This is a genomic window from Leifsonia sp. KNZ13-11D, from assembly GCF_056754895.1.
The window spans coordinates 1825307-1850966 of record NZ_JBPGWU010000001.1; the positions used below are offsets into that span (position 1 = coordinate 1825307).

The following is a 25660-nucleotide window of genomic DNA, read 5'->3' on the forward strand; positions in this document are numbered from 1 at the left end:
CCGCGTCACCCGAACGTGAAGCAGTACGCCTCTGCGCCCGCCCGGTCGAACCGCACCTCCATCACCCGCTCGGCGATGGGGCCGGTCTGCCGGATGAGCTGGAAGGTGTCCTGGTGGTCGAGCGTCCCGCGCCCGTCCGCATCCACGTCGCTGCCGTGCGCGTCGCCGGGCGGGTGCCCGTCCAGCAGCACCTGGAAGGGGATACCGGGCTCGCCCGCGGCCGGGCCCATCACGAGGTTCGCGTCGCGTGCGTGGAAGGCGTAGGCCAGCTCGCCGCCCGCCTCGTCGAGCACGGCCGCCGTGCGGGTCTGCGTCCACCGCCCGGACAGCGCCCAGCCGTTGAGCGGCAGCTCGCGCGGCGCCTCGTAGGGCCACGGGCGGTCGTAACGGTCGGGCGACTCCGCGACGAAGCCGCTGCTCTGCCCGTACCCGAGGTAAGTCTCCGGAGACCGCAGGTCGCGCCAGTCCGCGGCGACCTCCAGGCCCACCGGCTCCACCATGACCAGGTCGAGGTCGAGGTCGGGCGCGCCGGCATCCGACAGCAGCCGCTGGACCATCATCTCGGTGCCGGCGTACTCGCCCTCTCCGAAGTGGTGGTAGCGCAGCCGCCCGTCGGCATCGGCGAGGTAGAGGGCCGGCCAGTAGTGGTTGGCGAAGTCCTCCCACACCCCGTAGTCGTCGTCGACCGCGACCGGGTAGCGGATGCCGAGCGCGGCGGTCCGCGCGGTCACGTTGGACCGGTCGTGCTCGAACCCGAACTCGGGGGTGTGGACGCCGACGATGGTGAGCCCGGACGCCGCGTACTTCTCGTGCCAGGCCCGCAGGTAGGGCAGTGTCCGCAGCCAGTTGACGCACGTGTACGTCCAGAAGTCGACCAGCACGACGCGGCCGCGGAGTCCCTCCGGGGTGAGGGGTTCGCTGTTCAGCCACCCGGTCGCCCGGGTGAAGCCGGGGAGGCGTCCCTCGTCGGGGAGACGCTCGGGGTCGCCCGCCAGCCGGTGGGCCAGGGACCGGAACGGCCGGCGTTCGCGCTCATCCGCCATGACGCACCGCGCCCGCGGTCACGCTGTCGTGCCCGTCCGCCATCCGTGCTGCGTCGATCATCGCCTGCGCGAAGATCTCCGGCCTCTCCTGCGGGAGGTTGTGTCCGGCGCCGCCGCCGACCTCGCGGTGCTCGTACGGTCCGGTGAAGTCGGACCGGTAGGCGGACGACGGCGGGTGCGCCGCACCGTTCGCGTCGCCCTCGAGCGTGATGGAGGGCACCGCGATGGGCGGCCGGGCGGCGAGCCGGTCCTCCAGTTCGTCGTAGGCGGGGTCGCCTTCCGCGAGCCCGAGCCGCCACCGGTAGTTGTGGATCACGATGTCGACGTGGTCGGGGTTCGCGAACGACTCCGCCGAGCGGGCGAACGTGTCGTCGTCGAAGTCCCACCCCGGGGACGCGGTGTGCCAGATCAGGCGCGCGAACTCGTCGCGGTTCTGCCCGTAGCCGAGGCGGCCGCGCTCGGTCGCGAAATAGAACTGGTACCACCACGCGAGCTCGGCCGCCGGCGGGAGCGGCTGCGCGTTCACGGCCCGGCTGCCGATGAGATAGCCGCTGGCGGTCACCTGGGCGCGGCAGCGGTCCGGCCAGAGCGCCGCGAGGATGTTGGCGGTGCGCGCCCCCCAGTCGAAGCCGCCGACCACCGCCGACCGGATGCTCAGCGCATCCAAGAGGGCCAGGGCGTCCAGGGCGAAGACCGCCTGCTGCGCGTTGCGCGGCGCGGACGGATCCCGGAAGGTCGTCGTCCCGTACCCGCGCAGGGACGGGACGACGACACGGAACCCGGCCTCCACGAGCAGGGGCACCACGGCGTCGAAGCTGTGGAGGTCGTAGGGCCAGCCGTGCAGCAGCAGCGCCACCGGGCCGTCGGCCGGTCCGCTGTCCGTGTAGCCGACGTTCAGGTCGCCGGCGTCCACCTGTAGGAGTCCTGGCATGTCCGCGCCGCCTCAGCGCAACGACCGGAAGGTGGCGCGCATCTCCTGCGTGAACAGCTCCGGCTGCTCCCAGGCCGCGAAGTGCCCGCCCCGGTCGAGCCGGTTGAAGTGGATGAGGTGCGGGTACGCCGCCGTCGCCCAGCTCCGTGGCGCGGCGTAGATCTCGTCCGGGAAGACGCTGACCCCGGTCGGGAGAGGCACGCCCTTCGGGGCGAAGAACGCGAGTTTGCTCTCCCAGTACAGCCGCGCGGACGAGACCGCGGTGTTCGTGAGCCAGTACAGGGTCACGTTGTCGAGCACGTCGTCCCGGCTCAGCCCCTCCGAACCGCCGGCGAAGACGCGGGCGATTAGGTCGTAGCTGCGGGCGTCGTGGTCGAGCATCCAGGCGGCCAGGCCGACGGGGGAGTCGGCGAGCGCGTACAGGGTCTGCGGGCGGTTGCCCATCTCCTGCGCGTAGGCGAGGCCGTGCGCGGAGAAGAAGGCGAGCTGGTCCCAGGCGCCGCGCTCCTCCTCGTTCAGGTCGGCGGGCGGCTGCTCCTTCGCGTCCAGAGCGTTCTGGATCGCATCGGGCACGGTGGCCGGCATGTTGGTGTGGATGCCGATCAGCCCGGGCGGGGTGAGCAGCGCCAGCTGCTCGGTCACCGCATTGCCCCAGTCGCCGCCCTGCGCGACGTACCGGTCGTAACCGAGCCGGGTCATGAGCGTCGCCCAGGCCCTGGCGATACGGATGGGGTCCCACCCGGTCGCGGTCGGCTTGCCGGAGAAGCCGTGCCCCGGAAGGGACGGGATGACCAGGTCAAACGCGTCGGCGGCGTCGGCGCCGTGCGCCGTGGGGTCGGTCAACGGTCCGATGATCTTGAGCTGCTCGATGATGGAGCCCGGCCACCCGTGGGTGACGATCATCGGCAGCGCGTCCTCGTGCGGGGAGCGCACGTGGATGAAGTGGATGTCGAGCCCGTCGATCTCCGTCGTGAACTGGGGGAGGGCGGCGAGCCGGGCTTCGACGCCGCGCCAGTCGTAGTCCTCGGCCCAGTACCGGGCGAGGGCGCGCATCGTCTCGAGTCGGACGCCCTGCGACGTGTCGTCGACCGTTTCGCGCTCCGGCCAGCGGGTGGTGCGGATGCGGCGGCGGAGGTCGTCGAGGTCGTCCTGCGAGGCGGTGTACGAGAACGGACGGACGGCGGCAGGCGTGCTGTCTGCGTCCGGCCGGGGTTCGGCGATGGTCATGTCGTGCCTCCTGGGATGCGTCACCGGCGGTCGGGCGGCCGCCGCAGTCCGAGGCTGGACCGCGCGGTGCCGCTGCGGCATCCGGGAAACCCCCACCGCCGTCCCGGCGGGCGGCGGAATTGGGGGAACCACGCACCGCGGCCGATCCGTGTGAACCCGTTCATCCGCGGAGCGCGTCTCGCAGCCGACGGAAAGCGCCGCCGACTAGGATTTCGTCAACGACCGACGACCCGAGGGATGCCGATGACCGATCTGCCGCGACGTCACCAGCGCGCCCGCGGACCGGAGGGCATCCGTCACGGCCGGCTGCCCCGGCGGCGCGGCAGCGTGGCGGTGCTCAAGCTCCTGGCCGCCCTCGTCGCGGTGGTCGTCGTGAGCGTCGGCTCCATCGCGGCGTACGCCGTCTGGGATGTCGCGCACTCGATCAAGACCGGCGTGCACCTCCAGGCCCTCCCCGGGCACTCGGCGATCCCGCAGGACATCCCGAACGTGTCCGCGATCCCTGGCGGCGTGAACCTGCTGCTCGCGGGGACCGACAGCCGCAGCGACTTGGGCGGGGTCTACAGCAGCGCCGCCGAGCAGGATGCGAGCAGCGGCGCCGGCAACAACGACGTGACGATGCTGCTGCACATCGCGCAGGACCACAAGAGCATGGTCGTGGTCAGCTTCCCGCGCGACCTGATGGTCGCGATCCCGGACTGCCCGTCCCCCGACGGCACGGGCACGGTCGACGGCAGCTCCTACGCCCAGTTCAACTCCGCGCTCTCCCGCGGCGGGCTCAACTGCGTCGTGGCCACCGTGTCCAAGATGACGGGTCTGACCATCCCGTTCGCGGCCGTCATCAACTTCAACGGCGTGAGCGCCATGTCGAACGCGGTCGGCGGCGTCACGGTGTGCCTCGCCAGCCCGGTCACGGACGACTACACCAACCCGCCGCTCGACCTGCCCGCCGGGGAGAACACGATCGTCGGGGATATGGCCCTGTCGTTCCTGCGCAGCAGGCACGGCGTCGGCGACGGCAGCGATCTGGGCCGCATCTCCAACCAACAGGTGTTCCTCTCGGCGCTCGCCCGCAAGGTCGTGAGCGGAGGCGTGCTGTCCAACCCGGTGGAGCTCTACGCCCTGGCGAAGGCCGCCGTCAACAACATCACGCCGTCCGAGACGCTCACCAACCCCACGACCCTCGTCCAGATCGCCCTCGCGCTCAAGGACACCGGACTCGGCAACATGGTGTTCGTGCAGTACCCGGCCGTGACGGATCCCGACAACCCGAACCGCGTCATCCCGCAGGACTCGGCGGCGGATGCGCTCGATGAGGCCCTGGTGAACGACCAGCCGGTCAAGCTCACCGGCTCCACCGGCCGGGCCGCCGAGGATCCGACCGCGACGGCCTCTCCGGCGCCCGACGCCGGCGCGGGTGGAGAACCGTCCCCGGTGACGCCCGCGACGCCGGCGGCGCCTGCGGCTCCCGCGCCGGGCGCGACCCCGGCGCCCACGGACAGCGGCGGCGCGCCGGTCGATCTTCCCTCGACCATCACCGGTCAGACCGCGGCGCAGCAGACGTGCACCAAGGGCAACGACTGAGCGAACGCCGACCGACCGGTCACGTCTAAGGTTGGGGCGGCACGGCGAGGAAGTGCCAGCCGAGCCACCACCAGAACAGCAGGATGACCACGCGCGCCGCGCGGTCGGCCATCACCCGGTCGAGCAGCACGCTGAGCCGTGCGAGCCGCAGTGGCGCGGCACGCGCCTCGACGACCAGGGCGGCGAAGAGCAGTCCGCAGACGACGAAGCCGGCGATCGTGACGTCTCTCACCGGCGCCACCCCCTTCGCACCAGCGCATACCCGCCGACGAGCCATAGAGCAACCAGGGCGGCTCGCGCCGGCGGCCACGCGACCACCGGATCGAGCAGATCGGAGAGCGCCGGGAACTGCGTCTCCTCGGCGGGGATGCCGCGACCGAGGAAGAAGGCGCCGATCTCCCAGACGCATCCCGCTGCGATGACGACGGACCAGAGGACGGCCGCCCGGCGCAGCGCTCTGCGCTCGGCCGCGACCTCGACCGCCATGTCCGCGGGCGGCGCACCGGCCAGGTCGCGCGGCGGTCCGTCGCGGTCCGCCCACGCGACCGGCAGCACGAGCAGGCCGATCCCGATCACGACGGCGGTGTCCACCGCTCCGTACAGCGGGCTGAGCGCCATCGTCAGCGCGGCGACGGCGATGAGCACGCCGACGACGAGCCGGCGGGAGGCGAGGCCGCCGCCGTCCGCGCGCACATGCAGCGGAACGCGCAGCCAGCCCAGCAGATCCAGCACCAGCAGTGCGGCTCCGACCGCGTAGATCGCCGCATCGACCGGGGCGCCCCGGATGACGTGGAAGACGGCGGTCAGCGCGAGCACGCCCACCCAGGCGAGCCGGGTCAGCAGTCCGGCCCGGTCGGTTCCTGTCGAAGGTCTCAGCGATGCGGAGCGCTCCTCCTCGGACATGGCGGCACTCTACGCCGGAACCGGCGCATCCTGCGGCGCAGCGCGCTTGCAACCACAGGGGCCGGACACGTTTACTGAGGACATGACCAACACACGGATCGAGCCGATGACGTCGCTCCAGCTGCGGGTGCTCATCATCGCGATCCTGTCGAGCTTCGTCGCCTTCCTCGACGGCGCCGTCATCAACGTCGCGCTCCCGGCGATCTCACGCGACCTGGGCGGCGGCCTGCCGCTCCAGCAGTGGGTGGTGGATGCGTACCTCGTCACCCTGGGGTCGCTCATCCTCATCGCCGGGTCGCTGTCCGACGTGTTCGGCCGCAAGCGCGTGCTCTACGCCGGGCTGATCGGGTTCGGCGCGACCTCGCTGCTGTGCGCGTTCGCGCCGACCGGCGTCTTCCTGGTGCTCGCACGGGCCCTGCAGGGTGTCGCCGGAGCGCTGCTGGTGCCCAGCTCGCTCGCGATCATCATCTCGCGCTTCGAGGGACCGGCTCAGGCGAAGGCGATCGGCCGCTGGACGGCATGGACGGGCGTGGCGATGATCGCCGGCCCGGTCGTCGGCGGGGTGTTCGTCGACACCCTGGGGTGGCGGTGGGTGTTCGTCATCAATGTGATCCCGATCGCGATCACACTCGTCCTGATGATGACGCTCGGCACCACGGACACAGGGATGGGCGGCCGCGTCGACTACGTCGGAGCCGTCCTCGGTTCCGTCGGTCTCGCCGGCACGGTGTTCGCGCTCATCGAGCAGGGGACGTACGGCTGGTCGAACCCACGGGTGTGGATTCCGCTCGTGCTCGGCCTGCTCTGTCTCGCCACGTTCTTCGTGGTCGAGACCCGCGTGAAGCAGCCGATGCTGCCATTGGGCCTGTTCCGGGTGCACAACTTCTGGGTCGGGAACATCGCCACGTTCTTCGTCTACGCCGCCCTCTCGTTCGGCCCGCTGATCGTGACGCTGTACCTGCAGCAGGTCGCCGGGTTCTCCGCCATCGCCGCCGGGTTCGTCTTCATCCCGTCGACGTTGTGCATGCTTCTGCTGTCCGGCCTGTTCGGCGGGCTGGCCGGGCGGTTCGGGCCCCGCCTGTTCATGGCGATCGGCCCGATGATCGCGGCGGCCGGTTTCGTCTGGCTGCTGATGATGGGCAGCAACGTCGACTACTGGACGTCGCTCCTTCCGGCTGTCCTCCTGTTCGGCGTCGGTCTCTCGATCACCGTCGCGCCGCTCACCAGCGCGATCCTCGGCGCGATCCACCCGGAGCAGGCGGGAATCGCCTCCGCCGTCAACAACGCGGTCTCCCGCATCGCCGGCCTGCTCGCGATCGCGGCGGCGGGCATGATCATCGGCGGGACGCTCGACACGGCCGGCCTGCACCGCGCGATGCTGGCCGCGGCTCTGCTGCTGCTGGTCGGCGGCGTCGTCTCGGCCGTCGGCATCCAGAACCGCGCCAGGGCGGCGGCGAAGGTTCAGACCGTGACGGACTGACCGGAGAGCGCGAGCATCGCGACGTCGACGATCGCGCAGGTCATGATGAGCTGCATCAGCAGGCGCGTCGGGCTGCGGCGCAGCAGGAGGACGACACCGGCGACGGTGGCCGCCAGGCCGATGACGAGGCCGACGATCAGCAGCGGCCGGACGGGAAGGCCCGGACCGAAGGTGATCAGCAGAGTGGCGACGGCGAGCGCCGCGAAGGCGAGCAGCCCGCTGACCCGCGCCCCCAGGCGGTGAGGCAGGCCCCGGATGCCGGTGCGGGCGTCGTCGTCGAGGTCCGGGAGCACGTTGGTCACGTGCGCCGCGACGCCGAGGAGGGCGCCCGCGGCGAACACCCACCACTGGGGGAGCGCGGGCGTCTGCTGGCCGAGCGTCACGATGGCGGGCAGCACTCCGAAGGCGACGGCGAACGGAAGCCAGGACCAGGCGGTCGCCTTGAGCCCGAGGTTGTACGCCCATCCGCTCGCGATCGCGATGACGTGCGCGGCGAGCGCTGCGTACCCCAGCGGCAACGTGAGGAAGACGGCGGCGACGAGCGCCACGAAGGCGGAGGTGCGCACAGTGCCGACGGACACGTCCCCTCGCGCCGCCGGCTTGTCGGTCCGGGCGACCTCGCGGTCCCGAGCGGCGTCGAGCCAGTCGTTGCACCAGCCGATGGAGAGCTGGCCGAGCAGGACGGCCAGGGCGAGCACGGCGAGCCGGAGAGGCGGATAGCCGAGGCCGAGTCCGAGGCCCGTCGCGATCACCGTCACGACGACTGTGGGCCCGGGGTGGCTGGCGAGCAGGAGGGAGAGCACCTTCTTCGCCATGCCGGTCATCGTATCCCGATCCCTCACTGCAAAGATCTTGCGCAGATCTGCAAGCACTTGCGTACACTGTCGGCATGTCGAAACGTCTGGCCGAGGTGGCCCGCAAGGTCGGTGTGAGCGAGGCGACCGTGAGCCGGGTGCTCAACGACAAGCCCGGGGTCTCGGAGGCGACTCGGCGCGCGGTGCTCACCGCGCTCGACGTGCTCGGGTACGAGCGGCCGACCAAGCTCCGCGGGGAACGCGCGCGCCTGGTGGGGCTCGTGCTGCCCGAACTGCAGAACCCGATCTTCCCGGCCTTCGCCGAGATCATCGGAGGCGCGCTCGCCCAGAACGGCTACACACCGGTGCTCTGCACGCAGACGGCCGGAGGGATCACCGAGTCCGATTACGTCGACCTGCTGCTGCAGCAACAGGTCTCCGGAGTCGTCTTCGTCGGCGGCGCCTATGCGCAGCAGGATGCGGACCACTCGCACTACGGGCGCCTGGCCGACCTCAACCTGCCGACCGTGCTCGTCAATGCGCCCGTCGACTCCCTGAACTTCGCCACGGTCTCCTGCGACGACACCGTCGCAACGCACCAGGCGCTGAGCCACCTCCGCTCCCTGGGCCACGAACGGATCGGGCTCCTGCTCGGGCCGCGCGACCACGTGCCGTCCCAGCGCAAGCTGGAGGCGGCCCGCCGTCTGGCGGAGGGCTGGGGTGCGCCCCTCGACGAGTCCCTCGTCGTGCACTCGCTCTACTCGCTGGAGGCCGGCCAGGCCGCCGCCACCCGCCTGCTCTCCGCGGGTGTGACGGCGATCCTGTGCGCGAGCGATCCGATGGCGCTCGGGGCGATCCGGGCGGCGCGCCGAGCGGGGCTCTCGGTGCCGGCGGACGTGTCGATCGTCGGCTACGACGACTCCGCGCTGATGAACTGCACCGAGCCTCCGCTGACCACGATCCGGCAGCCGATCGAGCCTATGGGGCGCACGGTGATCGAGCTCCTCCTGCGGCAGATCTCGAGCGATTCGGCGCTCCGCGACGAGCTGCTGTTCGAGCCGGAGCTGGTGGTCCGCGGGTCCACGGGCCCGGCCCCGCACGTGGCCTGAGCACGCAATCGAGCGCAAGAGTACGCAAACCAATTGCGTATTGTTGAGTTCTTGCATCAATCTGTCGCCTTAGCTACATTTCGGTGAACGACGACGGCGCCGCACGGTCCGTCGGCTCGGACGACCGAAAGGCTCAGCGTGGATCTCTCCGTGATGGACGGCGACGGCACCGCGACCGCGGCGCGCGGCACGGGCTTCCCCACGCCTCCCGACGACGATCCCGACTGGTGGCGCAGCGCCGTCATCTACCAGATCTACCCGCGCAGCTTCGCCGACGGGAACGGCGACGGCATCGGCGATCTCGCCGGCGTCCGCCAGCACCTGCCGTACCTGGCCGACCTCGGCGTCGACGCGCTCTGGTTCACCCCCTGGTACGCATCGCCCCTCGCCGACGGAGGGTACGACGTCGCGGACTACCGCCGCATCCACCCCGCCTTCGGAGACCTCGACGAGGCCGAGGCGCTCATCCGCGACGCGCTCGCGCTCGGCATCCGCACCATCGTGGACGTCGTCCCCAACCATGTCTCCGACCGCCACCCCTGGTTCCAGCGGGCCCTCGCGGCGGGACCGGGCTCGCCGGAACGGGAGCGCTTCTGGTTCCGGCGCGGCCTCGGACCCGGCGGAGACCGGATGCCGACCGCGTGGCGCTCGAACTTCTCCGGAGACACGTGGACGCGGACCACCGACCCGGACGGCACGCCCGGCGAGTGGTACCTGCACCTGTTCAGCCCGCAGCAGCCCGACCTCAACTGGAACCACCCGGACGTGCGCCGCGAGCACGAGGACATCCTGCGCTTCTGGTTCGACCGGGGCGTCGCCGGCGTCCGGATCGACTCGGCGGCCCTGCTGGTCAAGGACCCGTCGCTGCCCGAGGTGCCGGACGAGCCGGCGGCGGGCGCGCATCCCACGCAGGACCGGGACGAACTGCACGAGATCTACCGGGGCTGGCGCGCCCTCGCCGACGGCTACCCGGGCTCTCGCGTCCTGGTGGGGGAGCTGTGGCTGCCGGACATCGAGCGGTTCGCCGCGTACCTGCGACCGGACGAGCTGCACACCGCGTTCAACTTCGACTTCCTCGCGCGGCCCTGGGACGCTCGCGAGCTCCGCGCCTCCATCGATGAGACGCTGCGCGCCCACGCTCCCGTTCGCGCGCCGAGCACCTGGGTGCTCTCCAACCACGACGTCACCCGCGCGGTGACCCGCTACGGCCGGGAGGACTCGTCGTTCGCCTTCGCCACCAAGCGCAAGGGCACCCCTACCGATCCGGAGCTCGGCCGCCGCCGGGCCCGCGCCGCGGCCCTGCTCACGGCAGCGCTGCCCGGGTCGCTCTACATCTACCAGGGCGACGAGCTCGGGCTGCCCGAGGTCGAGGACCTGCCCGACGAGGTGCGGGAGGACCCGATGCACGAGCGCTCCGGCGGGGTCGACCCCGGGCGCGACGGGTGCCGGGTGCCCCTGCCATGGCGGGGGACCGCCGCACCCTTCGGGTTCAGCCCCGACGGCGCGACAGCCCCGCCGTGGCTGCCGCAGCCGGCCGACTGGGCCGGGCTGACCGTCCAGGCGCAGCAGAGCGATCCCTCGTCGATGCTGTGGCTCTACCGGCAGGCGCTGCGCATCCGCCGCGCCGAGCCGGGACTCGGCGACGGCACGCTGCAGTGGCTGGACGCGCCCGACGGCGTGCTCGCCTTCGTGCGCGGGCCGGTCTTCACCAGTGTCACGAACCTCTCCGCCGTGCCGGTGCCCCTCCCGGAGCACCAGGCGATCCTCCTCAGCAGCAGCCCGCTCGTCGGCGGGCTGCTCCCTCCCGACTCCACGGCCTGGCTGCGCACGCACGCCCGGCCCGCGGGGCACCTCACCACCTGAAACGCACCATCCACGCAACACATCGCACTCGAAAGGGTCAAGACAATGAAGTCACCACGCACGATCGCGGCCGTCGCCGCGGTCACCCTCGCCGGAGCGGGTCTCCTGGCCGGATGCTCGTCCGCCGCCGGCGACTCGGCCGACGGGAAGGTCCACATCACGGTCGCCAGCCTCATCCCGGGCAGCGACAAGGCCGCCTTCAAGGCCTTCGACGACCGGGTGAAGGAGTTCGAGAAGGCCAACCCGGACATCGTGATCAAATCCGAGGAGTACCAGTGGACGGGGCCGACCTTCGCGACGCAGCTCGCCGGCGGAACCCTCCCGGACGTGTTCAACGTCCCCTTCACCGACTCGCAGTCGCTGCTGCAGGCCGGCCAGCTCGCGGACATCACCGCCGAGGTGAAGAAGCTCCCCTACGCCGACAAGTTCAACGAGAACGTGCTGGCGGTCGCCAAGTCGGGCGACAAGATCTACGGGATCCCGTACGGGCCGTACGCCATGGGGCTCTCGTACAACCGCGAGATCTTCCAGAAGGCCGGTCTCGACCCGGACAAGCCGCCCACCACCTGGGACGAGGTGCGCGCCGACGCGAAGACGATCGCCGAGAAGGTGCCGGGCGTCGCCGGCTACATGCAGATGACCCAGGGCAACACCGGCGGCTGGGAGCTGACCACCACGGTGTACTCGCGCGGCGGCCGGATGGAGACCACCGACGGCGGGAAGACGAAGGTCACCACGAACAACCCGGTCACCAAGGAGGCGCTGCAGTGGCTGCACGACCTCCGTTGGAAGGACGATTCGGTCGGCAGCAACTTCCTGCTCGACTGGAGCGGCATCAACCAGGCGTTCGGCGCCGGCCAGATCGCGATGTACCCCTCCGGCTCGGACGTGCTCACTTCGCTGGTGCAGCAGAACAACGTCGACCCGAAGGACTACGGCCTGACGATGCTGCCGATCGACAGCTCGAACAGCGACGCCGGAGTGCTCGTCGGCGGCAACGTGGCGGCGGTCAGTCCCAAGTCGTCGCAGGCGCAGAAGGAGGCCGCCGTGAAGTGGATCGACTTCTACTACATGCAGAAGCTGCTCAACAAGGAGCAGGCCATCGCCGACGCCAAGGTGCTGGTGAAGTCGAACCAGCCGGTCGGCGTCCCCACGCTCCCGGTCTTCGACAAGGCCACCTACGACCAGAACATGGAGTGGATCACGGACGAGGTGAACGTGCCGCAGGAGAACGTGGCGCCGTTCACGGACAAGATCTTCGACGCCTCCCTGGTGCCTGAGCCGAACAAGCACACGCAGGAGCTGTACGGCGCGCTCGACTCGGTCGTCCAGGCCGTGCTGACGGACAAGAACGCGAACATCGACCAGCTGCTCACCAAGGTCGACGGCGACATCCAGAAGCTCGTCGACGCCGATAAGTGACGAACACAGACAAGTGACGACACACGATCGACAGCTGAGCCGTCCCCGCCGCACGCCCTTCACCTGGGTGCGCGGCGGGGGCCTCAGCTCGCTGCTGTTCCTCCTGCCGATGCTGGTGATCTTCGGGATATTCTCGTGGTGGCCCATCGTCCGCAGCGTGGTGATGAGCTTCCAGCACACCAACCTCGTCAGCGCGCCGACGTGGGTGGGCTGGGACAACTTCGTGCAGGTGGTGAACGACCCGCTGTTCTGGACGGCGGTCGGCAACACCGCCTGGTTCGCCCTCCTGGCACTCGTACTCGGCTACCCGGTCCCGCTGATCGCGGCGGTGCTGATGAGCGAGGTCAAGCGGGCGCGGGGACTGTACAGCGCGCTCGCGTACCTGCCCGTCGTCGTTCCGCCGGTCGTGGCGGTGCTGCTCTGGAAGTTCTTCTACGACGCCCGACCCGACGGCGTGTTCAACACCATCCTCGGCTGGGTGGGCATCCCGCCGCAGCCGTGGATCCAGTCGGCGGCGCAGGCCATGCCGTCCCTCGTCGTCGAGGCGACCTGGGCGGCGGCCGGCGGCACGATCATCATCTACCTGGCCGCGATCACCGGTGTGGCGCCCGAACTCTACGACGCGGCCGAGGTGGATGGCGCGGGCATCTGGCACAAGATCTGGCACGTCACCCTTCCCCAGCTGCGCAGCATCCTGCTCATCACCCTGATCCTGCAGATCATCGGCACGGCGCAGGTGTTCCTCGAGCCGTTCCTCTTCACCGGCGGCGGGCCGGTCGATTCGACGGTGACCATCCTGCTGCTGATCTACCGCTACGCGTTCCAGAACTCGCTCGGCGGCGACTACGGCGCGGCCACGGCGCTCAGCCTGATGCTCGCCGCCTTCCTCGCCGTGCTCTCGCTCGTGTACTTCCGCCTCACCAAGTCCTGGAGCCAGAATTGACCACCACGACGTCCCTCCCGCCCGAAGTCCGCACCATCCTGACCGGCGTCATCGAGGACGGTGCGTCGCCCGAGCCTCCCCGTCGGCGGCGGCGGCGCCGCCGCGCAGCGGGGTCCGCCGACCGTGGCATCCTCTCGGTGTCGGACCGCCGCAAGCCCGGGGTGCGCTGGAGCACGCGCGTCGTCCACGGCGTCCTCCTCGTGGTGCTGGTGATCGTGGGTCTCGGGCCGCTGCTGTGGCTGGCGAAGTCGGCGATCACGCCGACCGAGGACACGCTCCGGACGCCGATGGCCCTGTTCCCGCACGGCGTGGACTGGGCGAACCTCTCGACCGCGTGGTCGACCGTCCACATCGACGTGCAGTTCATGAACACGATCTGGGTGGCCGCGGGGTCGTGGGCCGCGCAGCTGATCGTCGCGACGACGGCGGGCTACGCGCTCAGCGTGCTGCGGCCCGCTTACGGGAAGGTCCTCTACGGGCTCATCCTCACGACGCTGTTCGTGCCGTCGGTGGTGCTGCTGGTGCCGCTCTACCTGACGATCCTGAACCCGCCGCTGCTCGGGCAGTCGCTCATCAACACCTTCTGGGCTGTCTGGCTGCCCGCGGGAGCGAGCGCGTTCAACGTCGTGCTGGTGAAGCGGTTCTTCGACAACCTGCCGCGCGAGGTGTTCGAGGCGGCGCGGACGGACGGTGCGGGTCCGTTCCGCCTGTTCTGGTCGATCGTGCTGCCGATGTCGAAGCCCATCCTGGGCGTCGTGTCGGTGTTCGCGATCATCGCGGCCTGGAAGGACTACCTCTGGCCGCTGCTCGTGCTCCGGGACCCGGGCATGCAGCCGCTGTCGGTGCGGCTGCCCACCCTGCAGGCGGCCATCCAGCTCGACGTCTACCTGGCGGCGCTCGCGATCTCGACGCTCATCCCGATCGCGCTGTTCCTCGTCTTCCAGGGGCTGTTCCTGCGCAGCGCGGGACTCGGAGGCGCCGTCAAGGGCTGACGGCTAGCATCGAGGGATGCGCAGAGCCGGGCGGAGGACGACCGCGATCGCGGCCGCCGCCGTGACGGCGGTGCTCGCCGCGAGCGTGGCGGGGTGCGCCTCGGCGGCGCCGGCCGCGCGGCCGAGCACGAGTACGGCGTCCCCTTCCCCCTCGGCGCGTGCCACCGCTGCACCCGCGCCCGACCCCGTCGCCGCCTACGCCCGGCAGCGGCTGTCGAACATGACGCTGCGCCAGAAAGCGGCGAGCCTGTTCATGCTGCACCTGCCGGGCACCGACCCGGCGGCACTGCGCGGCTTCGTCGACCGGTACGGCGTCGGCGGCGTGATTGTGATGGGCGACAACATCCCTGCGACGCCGGCCGCCCTGGCCGCGGAGACGGCGGCGATGGGCGCCTCGGACCCCGGACTGCCCCCGCTCATAGGGATCGACGAGGAGGGCGGCGACGTCACCCGGCTGCCGTGGGACGACCAGCCGGGCGCCGAGGCCCTCCGCGGCGAGGCCCCGGCCGCGACCCAGGCCGCCTTCGCCCGCCGGGCGCAGCTACTCAAGCAGGCGGGTGTCTCGGTGAACTTCGGGACGGTCGCGGACGTCACCGCCGATCCGGGCTCCTTCATCGCGGACCGGGTCCTCGGGACGGACCCCGCAGCATCCTCCGCCCGCGTCGCCGCGTCGGTCGCGGGGGAGCGCGGCACCGTCCTCAGCACCCTGAAGCACTTCCCTGGTCACGGCGAGAGCGAGGCCGACTCGCACCACGCCATCCCCTCGACCGGTGTGAGCGAGGCCGAGTGGGCCGCGCGTGATGCGCCGAGCTTCCGCGCCGGGGTGGATGCGGGCGCCGAGCTGGTGATGTTCGGCCACCTCGCCTACACCCAGGTGGATGCGGCCCCCGCGTCCCTCTCCGCCGCCTGGCACCGCGTGCTCACCGACAAGCTCGGCTTCCGCGGCGCCTCCATCACCGACGATCTGCGGATGCTGCAGGACTCCGGTCTCCCGCAGTACCAGGATCCGGGCGAGAACGCCGTGCAGGCGATCGCCGCGGGCAACACCATGGTGCTGGATGTGATCCCCGCCGGCTCCGATCCGGCGGCCCTGGTGGATGCGGTGGTCGCCGCCGTGCAGCAGGGCCGCATCCCCGCCGCTCAGCTCGACGCCGACGCGCTGAAGCTGCTCCAGCTGCGCCGCTCGCTCGCGCCCGAAGAGTGACGCGTCAACTTTTTTTTCCGGAATCGGGAATGAAGCGACGATCGATGCGCTTGCATGTATTCGACGCAGGGTGGAAGGGCCGCCCGCGCACGACTTCGAGGAGACAACCGTGACCATCGAGATCCCCGGCTACAAAGCAGGCACCTGGACCATCGACCCCGCCCACAGCGAGGTCGGCTTCAGCATCCGCCACCTGATGATCAGCAAGGTCAAGGGCGTGTTCGAGAACTTCGACGCCACCTTCGTGACCGCGGAGAACCCGCTCGAGTCGAAGGTCACCGCCAAGGCCGACGTCGCCTCCATCAACACCAAGGACAAGAACCGCGACGCGCACCTCCGCACCGGCGACTTCTTCCTCGCCGACGAGCACCCGACGATCGACTTCGTGTCGACCGGTGTTCGCCACGAGGACGGCGAGTTCCTCGTCGACGGCGACCTCACCATCAAGGGCGTGACCAAGCCCGTCACCTTCGAGTTCGACTTCGGCGGCTTCGGTCAGGACCCGTACGGCAACTACAAGGCCGGCGCGACCGCGAAGACCACGATCAACCGCGAGGACTTCGGCCTCACCTACAACGCCGCGCTCGAGACCGGCGGCATGCTCCTCGGCGACGAGGTCACCATCACGCTCGAGCTCCAGGCCGTCCTCGCTCAGGCTTGATCGCAGCCGCCTGAGCCTCCGCGCTCCCTCGACGACGCCCCGCCGTCGAGTCCGCACTTTCTGCACGCGAATCGCCCCGCGAGCGTGCAGAAATCGTGGACTCGACGGCGGGGCGTCGTCGTTCAGTGGCCGATGAGCGGGCCGAGGGCGCGGGAGACGACGGAGGGGTGGCGGGTGACCGACTCCTCGAGGTCGGCGGACTCCATCGCGACGAGGCCGGCGTTCGCGCCGGCGAAGCGGAGCGGCTCCGGCTCCCACCGCGGGGAGCGGTGCCCCACCCACGGCAGCGCGGTGAGCTCGGAGCGGGTGCCGGTCAGCAGGTCGGCGAGGGTGCGGCCGGCCAGGTTGGTCGTGCTCAGTCCGTCGCCGACATAGCCGCCGGCCCACGCCTCCCGGGCCTCGATGTCGTAGCCGACGCTCGCGTGCCAGTCGCGCGGCACGCCGAGCGGACCGCCCCAGTGGTGCGTCACCCGGGCGCCCGCCGCATCCGGGAACAGGTCGAACAGCGTGCGGATGAGGTGCTCGCGGACGCGCGGCGACCGGTCGTACTCGGGCCGGATGGCGCTGCCCAGGTGGTACCGCGCGCCGCGGCCGCCGAACGCGAACCGGTTGTCGGCGGTGCGCTGCCCGTAGACGATGAGGTTCCGGAAGTCGGTGAATGTCTGGCCGTGCTCGATGCCGATGCGCTCCCACGTCGCGTCGGGCAGCGGCTCCGTCGCGATCATCAGGGAGTAGAGCGGCAGGATGCGCCGGCCCACCTGCGGAAGCTGGGAGCCGTAACCCTCGGTCGCGTTCACCACCGTTCCCGCCCGGACGATGCGGTCCGCACCTCCCGAGCGCACCCGGACGGTCCCACCCTCCCAGGACTGCACGGTGCTGCCCTCGGCGATCGTGGCGCCCCGCCGTTCCACGACGCGGGCGAGGCCCCGCACCAGCTTCGCCGGGTGGATGCGCGCGCACGCGGGCGTGAAGGTCGCGGCGACCGCATCCGCCGCCCGGAACCGGCCGCGCACCGTCTCGGTGCCCCACAGGGACACCCGGTCGACGCCGAAACGCTCGGACTCCTCGAACTCGGCGCGGGCGGCGGCCAGCTGCGGGGCGGACCGCGCGAACGTGACCGTCCCTCCGCGCGCGTAGTCGATGTCGATGCCCTCGGCCTCGGCGACCCGGCCCACCTCGTCCACCGTCCCGACCATCGCGCGCCGCGTGGCCACGGCGGCATCGAAACCGTACCGCTGCTCGAGCTTCGACGCCGACCACGGGAACAGGGAGGAGCACCAGCCGCCGTTGCGGCCGGAGGCACCGAAGCCGGCGACCTCCTTCTCCAGCAGCAGGATGCGGAGCGCCGGGTCGCGTTCGAGCAGATAGTACGCGGTCCACAGGCCGGTCAGCCCGGCGCCGACGACGGCGACGTCCGCCTCTGTGTCCGCGTCGAGGCCGGGCCGGGGACGGAAGCCGTCCTCGGCCTCGGCGATGGAGTCGAACCAGAAGCCGACGCTGCGGTAATCCATTGCGCTCCTCCTCTCTTAAGAGACGAGTCCGGGACCGCGTGCGCGATCCCGGACTCGTCCCTCGGGTGGCCTACAGGTGGTTCGACGCCTCGGTGAGCACCGACTCCAGGATCTGGCGGATCTCGACGAACTCGCTCGGCCCGATCGTGAGCGGCGGGGCGAGCTGGACGACGGGGTCGCCACGGTCGTCGGCGCGGCAGTAGAGGCCCGCGTCGAAGAGGGCCTTCGACAGGAACCCGCGGAGCAGGCGCTCCGACTCGTCGTCGTCGAAGGTCTCCTTGGTGTTCTTGTCCTTCACCAGCTCGATGCCGAAGAAGTACCCGGCGCCGCGCACGTCGCCGACGATCGGCAGGTCGAGCAGCTTCTCGAGCTCGGCCCGGAACAGCGGCGAGTTCTCGCGGACGCGCTCGTTGAGGCGCTCCTCCTCGAAGATGTCCAGGTTGTCGAGCGCCACCGCGGCGGAGACCGGGTGACCGCCGAAGGTGTAGCCGTGGTAGAACGACGTGTTGCCGTGCTTGAAGGGCTCGTAGATCCGGTCGCTGATGATGGTCGCGCCGATGGGGGAGTAGCCGCTGGTCATGCCCTTGGCACAGGTGATCATGTCGGGCACGTAGCCGTACTCGTCGCACGCGAACATGTGGCCGATGCGGCCGAAGGCGCAGATGACCTCGTCGCTCACCATGAGCACGTCGTACTTGTCGCAGATCTCGCGCACCCGCTGGAAGTAGCCGGGAGGCGGCGGGAAGCAGCCCCCGGAGTTCTGCACCGGCTCGAGGAAGATCGCGGCGACGGTCTCCGGACCCTCGAACTGGATCATCTCCTCGATGCGGTTCGCCGCCCAGACGCCGAAGGCCTCGATGTCGTCGCTCGGAGCGCCCATCTCGTCGGCACGGTAGAAGTTGGTGTTCGGCACGCGGAACCCGCCCGGCGTCAGCGGCTCGAACATCTCCTTCATGGCGGGGATGCCGGTGATGGCGAGAGCGCCGTGGGGAGTGCCGTGGTAGGCGACGGCGCGGGAGAGCACCTTGTGCTTGGTGGGGCGCCCCTGCAGCTTCCAGTAGTACTTGGCCAGCTTGAAGGCGGTCTCGACCGCCTCGCCACCGCCGGTGGAGAAGAAGACCCGGTTCAGGTCGCCAGGAGCGTAGGAGGCCAGCCGGTCGGCCAGCTCGATGGCGTTGGGGTGCGCGTACGACCAGATGGGGAAGAACGCGAGCTGCTCGGCCTGCTTGGCCGCCGTCTCGGCGAGGCGCTTGCGGCCGTGGCCTGCGTTCACGACGAACAGACCGGAGAGACCGTCGATGTACTGCTTGCCGTGCGAGTCCCAGATGTGGTGGCCCTCGCCGCGCGTGATGATCGGGACGCCGTGGCCCTCCTCCATCACCGACTGACGGGCGAAGTGCATCCAGAGGTGATCGCGCGCCTTGGCCTGCAGCGCCGCCTCCTCGGCCGCGATGGGTTCGCCGAACGTTTCTACGGTTGTCGTCATGGTTATCGCGTTCCCCAGTTGTAGAACTGCTTGTGGAGTTTCAGATACACGAACGTCTCGGTGGAGAGCACGCCCTCCAGCGTCCGGATCTCGGAATTGAGCATCGTGATGAGGTCGAGGTCGTTCTCGCACACCACCTCGGCGAGGATGTCGAAGGTGCCGGCAGTCAGCACCACGTAGTCCACGTCCGGCATGGCCGCCAGCTTGTCGGCGACCGCCCGCGTGTCGCCCGTGCAGCGCACGCCGATCATCGCCTGCCGGTAGAAGCCGAGCTGCATCGGGTCCGTCACGGCCACGATCTGCATCACACCCGACTCGGTGAGCTTCTGCACGCGCTGGCGCACAGCGGCCTCGCTGAGACCGACGGCCTTGCCGATCTCCGCGTACGACTTGCGGCCGTCCACCTGCAGCTGCTCGATGATCGCCTTCGAGACGTCATCGATGGTCGCAGCCTTCTGGCCGTTCGTTGCCCGAGGGGTACTCATGGACCGATTCTGTCAGCGGATGAGGGACGTGGCAAGCGATTCCGCACGTATGTGGCCATTCCGGTGACGAAATCAGTAGGCTCCGGGGCATGACGGCACCCGAAGTGCGGAACTTCGTCGCCGGCGGCACCGCGCCCGTGCCGACGGCCGCGGATGTGGCCGACGCCTATCGTGCGCCGGAGCGCGCCTTCGGCGTGCGGGGCCGGACGACCCCTCCCGAACGGCGGTTCGAGTGAATCATCCTGTCCTATAGGTATCGGGCTCCGGTCTCCGCTACGCTGCCTCCACACACATCGTCGTGTGGAACAGAAGCGAAAGGCAGTCGATGTCTGCAGAGCACCCGTCCGCGCACCTCGAGGACGGCGAGCACCTCGCCGTCCTGGGTTACGAGGACTCCTTCAACCGCTCGATGACCTTCTGGGCGAACTTCGCCCTCGGGTTCACCTATCTGTCGCCCCTGGTCGGCGTGTACTCGCTGTTCGCCGTGGCGATGGCGACCGGCGGACCGCCCTCCATCTGGTGGATCGTGATCGTCGGCGCCGGGCAGCTCCTGGTGTCGCTCGTCTTCGGCGAGGTGGTCTCGCAGTACCCCATCCACGGCGGCATCTACCCGTGGGCGAGGCGGCTGTGGGGCCGGAGGTACGCCTGGATGGCGGCCTGGATCTACATCTGGGCGATGATCGTCACCATCACCGCGGTCGCAGGGTACGGGAGCGGCTTCCTCGCCAGCCTGTTCGGGCTGGAGCCGACCAAGGAGGTCACGCTGGGGCTCACCGTGCTGCTGCTCGTGGTGGCGCTGGCCCTCAACTTCACGGGGACGAAGACGCTGGCGACCGTCGCCCGCATCGGGCTGGCCGCGGAGCTGATCGGCGTGATCGCGGTCGGGCTGTACCTGCTGATCTTCCAGCGCAAGCACCCGTTCTCGGTGTTCTTCGACACCATGGGCGTGCAGGGCGACGGGTCGTACCTCGTGGCGTTCCTCGGCGCGGCCCTGGCCGGCCTGTTCCTGTTCTACGGGTTCGAGGCCTGCGGGGATGTGGCGGAGGAGGTCGCGGACCCGGCGCGTCGCATCCCGAAGGCCATGTCGATGACGATCCTCGTCGGCGGCGTCTCGGCGCTGTTCGCGTTCGGCGGCTACGTGCTCGCCGCCCCCGACCTCGAGAAGATCGTCGCGGGCAAGGACGTCGACCCGATCCCCGAGATCCTGCAGTCGGCGCTCGGCACGGTGGGCGCGAAGATCTTCCTCGTGGTCGCCGTGACGGCGTTCCTGTCGTGCGTGCTGAGCCTGCAGGCGGCGGCGAGCCGGCTGCTGTTCTCGTTCGCCCGCGACGGGATGATCCCGGCGCACCGGTGGCTGGCGAAGGTCTCGCCGCGGACGAAGGTCCCCGTCAACGCGCTGATCGTGGCGTGCAGCATCCCCGTGCTCATCACGCTGATCGTCTATGTCGGGCCCGACGGCCTGATCACGCAGGTGACCGCCTTCGCGGTGCTCGGCATCTACGTGGCGTTCCAGTCGGTGGTGCTGGCGTCGCTCCGGCAGCGGGTGAAGGGGTGGCGTCCTGCCGGGCCGTTCAGCCTGGGCGGCGCGGGGCTGCTGATCAACATCCTGGCGCTCGCCTACGGAGTCTTCGCGATGGTGCTGCTGGCGTGGCCGACGGCGACGGGGAGCGTGTTCAACGACTGGATCGTGCTCATCGGCTTCGGGATCGTCGCCGCCGCCGGGCTGATCTACCTGTTCGTCGCGCGGCCCGACCGGCACTCGGATGCGCCGGAGGGCGACGCGATCCGGGTCGCCGAGCTGCTGCGCGCGCGGCGTGCGGCACCGGCGGCGACGGCGCCCGCTGCGCCCGCTCCCGACGCGGCCGTCTGAGCGCACGATGTGTGCCGAATCGCGGTTCTCACCTCCGTGAGACCGCGATTCGGCGCACATCTCAGCCCCGGGTCAGGACTCGCGGCGGGGATCCCGAGGGGGTTGCCGTCGCGGAACTCGGACGGGAGCACCTCCTGGGGAGCGTCCTGGTAGGCGATCGGCGCGGCCGGTGCGTCCGATGCCGGACCGTGCGGCTGCGGCGACGGCAGCATCCACCGCCGTCGCCGAGGCCGTTTGCTGCGCCGCCGCGCCGCTCATGCGAACGCCGCCAGCCCGGTGAGCGCCCGGCCGAGCACCAGGGTGTGGATCTCGTCGGTGCCCTCGTAGGTGCGCACCGACTCCAGATTGGCCATGTGCCGCATCACCGGGAACGCGTTCGTGACACCGTCGCCGCCGAGGATGGTGCGGGCCTCGCGCGCGATCGCGAGCGCCTCGCGCACGCTGTTCAGCTTCCCGACGCTGATCTGGGTGGGGTCGAGCTTTCCCGCCTCCTTGAGGCGACCGAGGTGCAGGGCGAGGAGCACGCCCTTCTCGTATTCGACGAGCATGTTCGCCAGCTTCTCCTGGATGAGCTGGTTGGCTCCGATCGGACGGCCGAACACCTCCCGGGTCGTCGCCCGGCGGATGGACACCTCCAGGCAGTCCCGCGCGGCGCCCATGGCTCCCCAGACGATCCCGTACCGGGCCTCGTTGAGGCAGGAGAACGGCCCGGAGAGCCCGCGTGCTCCGGGCAGCTGGGCCGAGCCGGGGACGCGCACCTCGTCGAGCACGATGTCGCACTGCACCGACGCGCGCATCGAGAGCTTGCCGTCGATCGCGGTCGCGGTGAAGCCCGGGGAGGATGTCGGCACGAGGAAGCCGCGGACGCCGTCGTCGGTGGCGGCCCACACGACGGCGATGTCCGCGAGCGCGGCGAGCCCGATCCACCGCTTGGTCCCGGTGATGACCCAGCCGTCGCCGTCGCGTCGCGCGCGGGTGCGCATGGCCGCCGGATCGCTGCCGCCGTCGGGCTCGGTGAGGGCGAAGCAGCCGATCCGCTCGCCGCGCGCCATCGGCGGGAGCCACTCGGCCTTCTGCTCGTCGGAGCCGAACTTCGAGATCGCGCTCATCGCGAGCGACCCCTGCACCGAGACGAAGGTCCGCCAGCCGCTGTCGGCCGCTTCGAGCTCGTGGCAGACGAGGCCGTAGCTGACGGCTCCCGCGCCCGCGCATCCCTCATCCTTCAGGTGCATGCCGAGCACGCCGAGCGCGCCCAGCTCGGCGACCAGTTCGCGGCGGAAGTGCTTGTCCTCGAAGTCCTGCTCGATCACCGGCCGGATGCGCTCCGTGGCGAATGTGCGCGCGCGGTCGCGCCAGCCGCGCTCCTCGTCGCTGAGCAGGTGGTCGATGCTGAACGCCTCATCGAGCGTCGTCGTCACGGTCGGTCCTCTCGCCGGTGGTCAGTTCTCGTCGGCCCAGCGCGCATCGTGCGCTCCGAGCAGCGGGGCGGGTGTACGGTGCACGGCCGGTGCCGTGTCCAGGTGGATGGGCGTCGCCGGCTGCCGGGAGCGGCGGCCGGTGGCGGGGTCGGTGGTCTCGACGACCGGGTCGAGGCCGAGCGACGCCGCGAACGCGAAGGCCTCGGCGACGCCGTTGACGAGACCCGTCGGCACACGCTCGCGGGTCAGGGTCGCGACCCAGTCCGCGGCGGGGCGGGCCGCGAGAAGCGGCGCGAGCGTCTCGCGCAGTTCCGCCCGGTGGCCGACGCGCGCCTCGTTCGTCGCGAAGCGCGGGTCCCCCGCCAGCGCGGGGCGGCCGAGCGCGGCGGCGAACGCGGCGAACTGACGATCGTTGCCGACGGCGACCACCAGTTCGCGGTCGGCGGCGTGGAACAGCTCGTACGGCGCGATGCTGGGGTGCGCGTTCCCGAGCCGCTCGGGCGATCGTCCGGTGGCCAGAGTGCCCGACGCCTGGTTGGTGAGGGCGGCGAGCAGCGAGCCGAGGAGGTCGACGTCCACACGCGAGCCGCGCCCGGTGGCATCCCGTTGCCGGAGGGCGAGCAGGATGCCGGAGAACGCGTTCAGGCCGGTGAGCACATCCACCAGAGCGACGCCGACCTTGGTGGGCTCGCCGCCGGGGGATCCCGTGATGCTCATGAGACCACCGACCGCCTGGACGAGCAGGTCGTAGCCGGGCAGGTCCGCGCCGGCGTCGCGGCCGAAACCGGTGATCGAGCAGTACACCAGCCGGGGGTTGACGGCCCGGAGGGACGCCTCGTCGAGGCCGAAGGCCTCCATCACGCCCGGGCGGAAGTTCTCGACGACGATGTCGGCGGTCTGGGCCAGCCGGCGCGCGGCGGCGAGACCGTCGGACGTCCGGAGGTCGCAGACGACGGACCGCTTGTTCCGGTTGACGGCGCCGAAGTACGTGGACTCGCCCGCCTCGTCCGCAGGAGGTCGCCAGGCGCGCGTGTCGTCGCCTGTCGGGCTCTCGATCTTCACCACGTCCGCGCCGAAGTCGGCGAGCATCATCGTGGCGTAGGGCCCGGCCAGGACGCGCGAGAAGTCCGCGACCCTGACCCCTGCGAGGATGCCGGCAGCGAGGCCCTCCGGGGTCTGCTCCGCCATCCGCGCTCCCTTGCTCGACGTCGATTCATCCTATATCGAATGAATGAGGCGGGATATCGTGGTCCCGTGACCAGCGAGCCCCGCACCGTGCCGCAGACGACCCGCGCTGTCCCCGGTGCCCGGGACGCCGTCTTCGCCCAGCTCGCCGAGGCCGGCCGGGCCGAACAGGTCGCCCGGCGGCTCGCCGATGCGATCGTGCTCGGCGTGCTGGCGCCGGGGGAGCGGCTGCCCAGCGAAGCGGAGCTCGCCCGCCGCTTCGGCGTCGCACTGGTGACCACCCGTGAGGGCTTGGGGATGCTGCGCCAGGAGGGACTGCTGGAGACCCGCCGCGGGCGCGACGGCGGGAGCTTCGTCGTGCGCCCCGGCGATCCGGACGACGCCCTGCTCACCACGCGGCTGCGCGGACTCTCGCAGGTCGAGCTGGGCGACCTCGCCGTGTACGTGACCGCGATCGCGGCGGGCTGCGCCGACCGTGCCGCGGAGCGCGCGACCTCCGACGACGACGCGCGGCTGCGCGCCTGGCTCGCCGCGGCGGACTTCTCGGCGGCTCCGGAGGCGCGGCGCAGCGCCGGCGGCTTCCTGCTCGAGCTCGCGGTGCTGAGCCAGTCCACCCGGCTGGTGCGCGAGCAGCTGCGGCTGCAGGCCGAGTTCGGGCCGCTGCTCTGGTTGGGGATGCGCGACGCGGCCCTGCGCGAGGCGACCCGGGATGCGGTGCACGGCACCGCGGACGCGGTCGCGGCACGCGATGCGGAGCGCGCCCGGACCGGCGTGAGCGCACTGCTGGACGCGGTCGCCCGGTGGCTGCTCGCCGCGAAGGCGCGGATCGAGACCGGGGGTGCGATCGGTGGGTGAGAGCCGGGAGGCGGTCGACGCGGCGGCGGCCCAGGTGGAGGGGCTGTTCGCGCGCATCCACGCGTCCCTCGACGGCTGGCGCGAGGCGCTGCCCGGCCCGGGCGACGGGACCGTGGACGACCGTGTCGCCGCTCTGGTGCTGCCGGCGCTCAACGAAGACGACCCGCTGCTCATCGGTGCGGGCTACATCGCCGCGCCGGAGGGGCCGGACGGCGACCTGCGGTTCGCCTGGTGGCTGGGCGCTCGACGACAATCCCGTGTTCGGCGCCACCTCCGGGCCGTCGAAGCTCGACCTCGCGTCGCGTGCGTACTCCGAGTACCTCCGGGACCTCGGCTCGATGGAGTGGTACCGCATCCCGCAGTCCACCCACCGCACCCACGTCACCGGCCCGTACGTCGACCACCTCTGCGCATGCGACTACATCGTCACCGTGACCTCCCCGGTGGAGCGCGCGGGCGGGATGGTCGGCGTGGTGGGGGTCGACGTGTACGTCAAGCGGCTGGAGCGCGAGCTGCTCCCCGCGATGCTCGCCGCCGGGCGGCCGCTCGCCCTGGTGAACGCGGCGGGGCGCGTCACGGTCTCCACCGACCCGGCGATCGCGGTCGGGACGATCGTCGCGGTGCCGGACGACGCGCGTCGCTGCGCGGGGACGGCGTTCCGCCTGGTCGAGCATCCCGTCGCTCGGTGACAGCG

General features: G+C 71.0%; 24 protein-coding genes. 13 read left to right on the plus strand and 11 right to left on the minus strand.

Going from position 1 to position 25660, the window contains the following annotated elements; all coding sequences use genetic code 11:
- Positions 1 to 5 precede the first annotated feature (5 nt).
- From ACR9Y5_RS09210 to ACR9Y5_RS09220, 3 genes are read right to left on the minus strand one after another with little or no spacing between them, the layout of a single operon-like run.
- Entirely contained in the window at positions 6 to 1043 is a 1038-nt protein-coding gene (locus tag ACR9Y5_RS09210) for a redoxin domain-containing protein (RefSeq protein ID WP_481297679.1), read from the minus strand.
- Positions 1033 to 1974 carry an alpha/beta hydrolase gene (locus ACR9Y5_RS09215; RefSeq protein WP_481297680.1) on the minus strand — a complete coding sequence of 314 codons (942 nt, stop codon included), beginning with the start codon at positions 1972 to 1974 and terminating at the stop codon, positions 1033 to 1035. The genes ACR9Y5_RS09210 and ACR9Y5_RS09215 overlap by 11 nt, the downstream gene beginning before the upstream one ends.
- A 12-nt stretch (positions 1975 to 1986) precedes the next feature.
- A complete protein-coding gene (locus ACR9Y5_RS09220; RefSeq protein WP_481297681.1) occupies positions 1987 to 3201 on the minus strand; it encodes an epoxide hydrolase family protein in 1215 nt (404 codons plus the stop codon).
- A 243-nt stretch (positions 3202 to 3444) separates the two neighbouring features.
- Between ACR9Y5_RS09220 and ACR9Y5_RS09225 the strand changes: the two genes are divergently transcribed.
- Complete coding sequence (locus ACR9Y5_RS09225; protein ID WP_481297682.1) at positions 3445 to 4785, plus strand: LCP family protein; 1341 nt, start codon at positions 3445 to 3447, stop codon at positions 4783 to 4785.
- A gap of 25 nt (positions 4786 to 4810) precedes the next feature.
- On the opposite strand, the gene ACR9Y5_RS09230 is transcribed toward ACR9Y5_RS09225, so the two are convergent.
- Both ACR9Y5_RS09230 and ACR9Y5_RS09235 read right to left on the minus strand, forming a co-directional pair.
- On the minus strand, positions 4811 to 5017 hold the full coding sequence (locus ACR9Y5_RS09230; RefSeq protein ID WP_481297683.1) for a DUF6186 family protein: 207 nt from the start codon (positions 5015 to 5017) through the stop codon (positions 4811 to 4813).
- Positions 5014 to 5688 carry a hypothetical protein gene (locus ACR9Y5_RS09235; RefSeq protein WP_481297684.1) on the minus strand — a complete coding sequence of 225 codons (675 nt, stop codon included), beginning with the start codon at positions 5686 to 5688 and terminating at the stop codon, positions 5014 to 5016. Before ACR9Y5_RS09235 ends, ACR9Y5_RS09230 begins: the two co-directional genes overlap by 4 nt.
- 82 nt (positions 5689 to 5770) lie before the next feature.
- On the opposite strand from ACR9Y5_RS09235, the gene ACR9Y5_RS09240 reads away from it, so the two are divergent.
- The gene (locus ACR9Y5_RS09240) at positions 5771 to 7168 is read left to right on the plus strand and encodes an MFS transporter (RefSeq protein ID WP_481297685.1); all 1398 of its coding nucleotides are present in this window, start codon (positions 5771 to 5773) and stop codon (positions 7166 to 7168) included.
- On the opposite strand, the gene ACR9Y5_RS09245 is transcribed toward ACR9Y5_RS09240, so the two are convergent.
- Complete coding sequence (locus ACR9Y5_RS09245) at positions 7150 to 7983, minus strand: UbiA family prenyltransferase (protein ID WP_481297686.1); 834 nt, start codon at positions 7981 to 7983, stop codon at positions 7150 to 7152. The genes ACR9Y5_RS09240 and ACR9Y5_RS09245 overlap by 19 nt on opposite strands.
- A 74-nt stretch (positions 7984 to 8057) precedes the next feature.
- Here ACR9Y5_RS09245 and ACR9Y5_RS09250 point away from each other — a divergent pair, with 74 nt between their 5' ends.
- The 7 genes from ACR9Y5_RS09250 (at position 8058) to ACR9Y5_RS09280 (ending at position 16156) form a co-directional block, all read left to right on the plus strand.
- On the plus strand, positions 8058 to 9071 hold the full coding sequence (locus tag ACR9Y5_RS09250; RefSeq protein WP_481297687.1) for a LacI family DNA-binding transcriptional regulator: 1014 nt from the start codon (positions 8058 to 8060) through the stop codon (positions 9069 to 9071).
- A gap of 153 nt (positions 9072 to 9224) precedes the next feature.
- Complete coding sequence (locus ACR9Y5_RS09255) at positions 9225 to 10934, plus strand: glycoside hydrolase family 13 protein (RefSeq protein WP_481299547.1); 1710 nt, start codon at positions 9225 to 9227, stop codon at positions 10932 to 10934.
- 45 nt (positions 10935 to 10979) lie between these two features.
- Positions 10980 to 12356, plus strand: coding sequence for an ABC transporter substrate-binding protein (locus ACR9Y5_RS09260; RefSeq protein WP_481297688.1), 1377 nt, complete (start codon positions 10980 to 10982; stop codon positions 12354 to 12356).
- 13 nt (positions 12357 to 12369) lie between these two features.
- Complete coding sequence (locus tag ACR9Y5_RS09265; protein ID WP_481297689.1) at positions 12370 to 13299, plus strand: carbohydrate ABC transporter permease; 930 nt, start codon at positions 12370 to 12372, stop codon at positions 13297 to 13299.
- On the plus strand, positions 13296 to 14291 hold the full coding sequence (locus ACR9Y5_RS09270; protein ID WP_481297690.1) for a carbohydrate ABC transporter permease: 996 nt from the start codon (positions 13296 to 13298) through the stop codon (positions 14289 to 14291). The genes ACR9Y5_RS09265 and ACR9Y5_RS09270 overlap by 4 nt, the downstream gene beginning before the upstream one ends.
- Positions 14292 to 14307: 16 nt before the next feature.
- Positions 14308 to 15495, plus strand: coding sequence for a glycoside hydrolase family 3 N-terminal domain-containing protein (locus ACR9Y5_RS09275; protein ID WP_481297691.1), 1188 nt, complete (start codon positions 14308 to 14310; stop codon positions 15493 to 15495).
- A 109-nt stretch (positions 15496 to 15604) separates the two neighbouring features.
- The gene (locus ACR9Y5_RS09280) at positions 15605 to 16156 is read left to right on the plus strand and encodes a YceI family protein (RefSeq protein ID WP_481297692.1); all 552 of its coding nucleotides are present in this window, start codon (positions 15605 to 15607) and stop codon (positions 16154 to 16156) included.
- 122 nt (positions 16157 to 16278) lie between these two features.
- Here ACR9Y5_RS09280 and ACR9Y5_RS09285 read toward each other — a convergent pair whose 3' ends face one another.
- The 3 genes from ACR9Y5_RS09285 to ACR9Y5_RS09295 form a co-directional block, all read right to left on the minus strand.
- Positions 16279 to 17667, minus strand: a complete 1389-nt coding sequence (locus ACR9Y5_RS09285; RefSeq protein ID WP_481297693.1) for an NAD(P)/FAD-dependent oxidoreductase — start codon at positions 17665 to 17667, stop codon at positions 16279 to 16281.
- A gap of 70 nt (positions 17668 to 17737) precedes the next feature.
- On the minus strand, positions 17738 to 19153 hold the full coding sequence (locus ACR9Y5_RS09290; RefSeq protein WP_481297694.1) for an aspartate aminotransferase family protein: 1416 nt from the start codon (positions 19151 to 19153) through the stop codon (positions 17738 to 17740).
- Positions 19154 to 19155: 2 nt separating this feature from the next.
- Positions 19156 to 19638, minus strand: coding sequence for an Lrp/AsnC family transcriptional regulator (locus ACR9Y5_RS09295; RefSeq protein WP_310129075.1), 483 nt, complete (start codon positions 19636 to 19638; stop codon positions 19156 to 19158).
- Between the two features lie 89 nt (positions 19639 to 19727).
- Here ACR9Y5_RS09295 and ACR9Y5_RS09300 point away from each other — a divergent pair, with 89 nt between their 5' ends.
- A complete protein-coding gene (locus ACR9Y5_RS09300) occupies positions 19728 to 19874 on the plus strand; it encodes a hypothetical protein (RefSeq protein ID WP_481297695.1) in 147 nt (48 codons plus the stop codon).
- Between the two features lie 89 nt (positions 19875 to 19963).
- Positions 19964 to 21508: an APC family permease gene (locus ACR9Y5_RS09305; protein ID WP_481297696.1), complete on the plus strand. Its 1545-nt coding sequence runs from the start codon at positions 19964 to 19966 to the stop codon at positions 21506 to 21508.
- 254 nt (positions 21509 to 21762) lie between these two features.
- Here the strand turns inward: ACR9Y5_RS09305 and ACR9Y5_RS09310 are convergent, their stop codons facing one another.
- A complete protein-coding gene (locus ACR9Y5_RS09310) occupies positions 21763 to 22926 on the minus strand; it encodes an acyl-CoA dehydrogenase family protein (RefSeq protein WP_481297697.1) in 1164 nt (387 codons plus the stop codon).
- A 21-nt stretch (positions 22927 to 22947) separates the two neighbouring features.
- Positions 22948 to 24114, minus strand: coding sequence for a CaiB/BaiF CoA transferase family protein (locus ACR9Y5_RS09315; protein WP_481297698.1), 1167 nt, complete (start codon positions 24112 to 24114; stop codon positions 22948 to 22950).
- Between the two features lie 66 nt (positions 24115 to 24180).
- On the opposite strand from ACR9Y5_RS09315, the gene ACR9Y5_RS09320 reads away from it, so the two are divergent.
- Both ACR9Y5_RS09320 and ACR9Y5_RS09325 read left to right on the plus strand, forming a co-directional pair.
- Entirely contained in the window at positions 24181 to 24966 is a 786-nt protein-coding gene (locus ACR9Y5_RS09320; protein WP_481297699.1) for a FadR/GntR family transcriptional regulator, read from the plus strand.
- A gap of 257 nt (positions 24967 to 25223) precedes the next feature.
- Positions 25224 to 25655 carry a PDC sensor domain-containing protein gene (locus tag ACR9Y5_RS09325; RefSeq protein WP_481297700.1) on the plus strand — a complete coding sequence of 144 codons (432 nt, stop codon included), beginning with the start codon at positions 25224 to 25226 and terminating at the stop codon, positions 25653 to 25655.
- Positions 25656 to 25660: the final 5 nt, after the last annotated feature.

Coding starts and splice junctions, on each gene's coding strand:
- ACR9Y5_RS09215 (WP_481297680.1), bottom strand. CDS start 1,974: ATGCCAGGACTCCTACAGGTGGACGCCGGCGACCTGAACGTCGGCTAC.
- ACR9Y5_RS09225 (WP_481297682.1), top strand. CDS start 3,445: ATGACCGATCTGCCGCGACGTCACCAGCGCGCCCGCGGACCGGAGGGC.
- ACR9Y5_RS09305 (WP_481297696.1), top strand. CDS start 19,964: ATGTCTGCAGAGCACCCGTCCGCGCACCTCGAGGACGGCGAGCACCTC.
- ACR9Y5_RS09245 (WP_481297686.1), bottom strand. CDS start 7,983: ATGGCGAAGAAGGTGCTCTCCCTCCTGCTCGCCAGCCACCCCGGGCCC.
- ACR9Y5_RS09210 (WP_481297679.1), bottom strand. CDS start 1,043: ATGGCGGATGAGCGCGAACGCCGGCCGTTCCGGTCCCTGGCCCACCGG.
- ACR9Y5_RS09275 (WP_481297691.1), top strand. CDS start 14,308: ATGCGCAGAGCCGGGCGGAGGACGACCGCGATCGCGGCCGCCGCCGTG.
- ACR9Y5_RS09240 (WP_481297685.1), top strand. CDS start 5,771: ATGACCAACACACGGATCGAGCCGATGACGTCGCTCCAGCTGCGGGTG.
- ACR9Y5_RS09260 (WP_481297688.1), top strand. CDS start 10,980: ATGAAGTCACCACGCACGATCGCGGCCGTCGCCGCGGTCACCCTCGCC.
- ACR9Y5_RS09285 (WP_481297693.1), bottom strand. CDS start 17,667: ATGGATTACCGCAGCGTCGGCTTCTGGTTCGACTCCATCGCCGAGGCC.
- ACR9Y5_RS09250 (WP_481297687.1), top strand. CDS start 8,058: ATGTCGAAACGTCTGGCCGAGGTGGCCCGCAAGGTCGGTGTGAGCGAG.
- ACR9Y5_RS09235 (WP_481297684.1), bottom strand. CDS start 5,688: ATGTCCGAGGAGGAGCGCTCCGCATCGCTGAGACCTTCGACAGGAACC.
- ACR9Y5_RS09290 (WP_481297694.1), bottom strand. CDS start 19,153: ATGACGACAACCGTAGAAACGTTCGGCGAACCCATCGCGGCCGAGGAG.
- ACR9Y5_RS09300 (WP_481297695.1), top strand. CDS start 19,728: ATGACGGCACCCGAAGTGCGGAACTTCGTCGCCGGCGGCACCGCGCCC.
- ACR9Y5_RS09295 (WP_310129075.1), bottom strand. CDS start 19,638: ATGAGTACCCCTCGGGCAACGAACGGCCAGAAGGCTGCGACCATCGAT.
- ACR9Y5_RS09315 (WP_481297698.1), bottom strand. CDS start 24,114: ATGGCGGAGCAGACCCCGGAGGGCCTCGCTGCCGGCATCCTCGCAGGG.
- ACR9Y5_RS09255 (WP_481299547.1), top strand. CDS start 9,225: ATGGACGGCGACGGCACCGCGACCGCGGCGCGCGGCACGGGCTTCCCC.
- ACR9Y5_RS09220 (WP_481297681.1), bottom strand. CDS start 3,201: ATGACCATCGCCGAACCCCGGCCGGACGCAGACAGCACGCCTGCCGCC.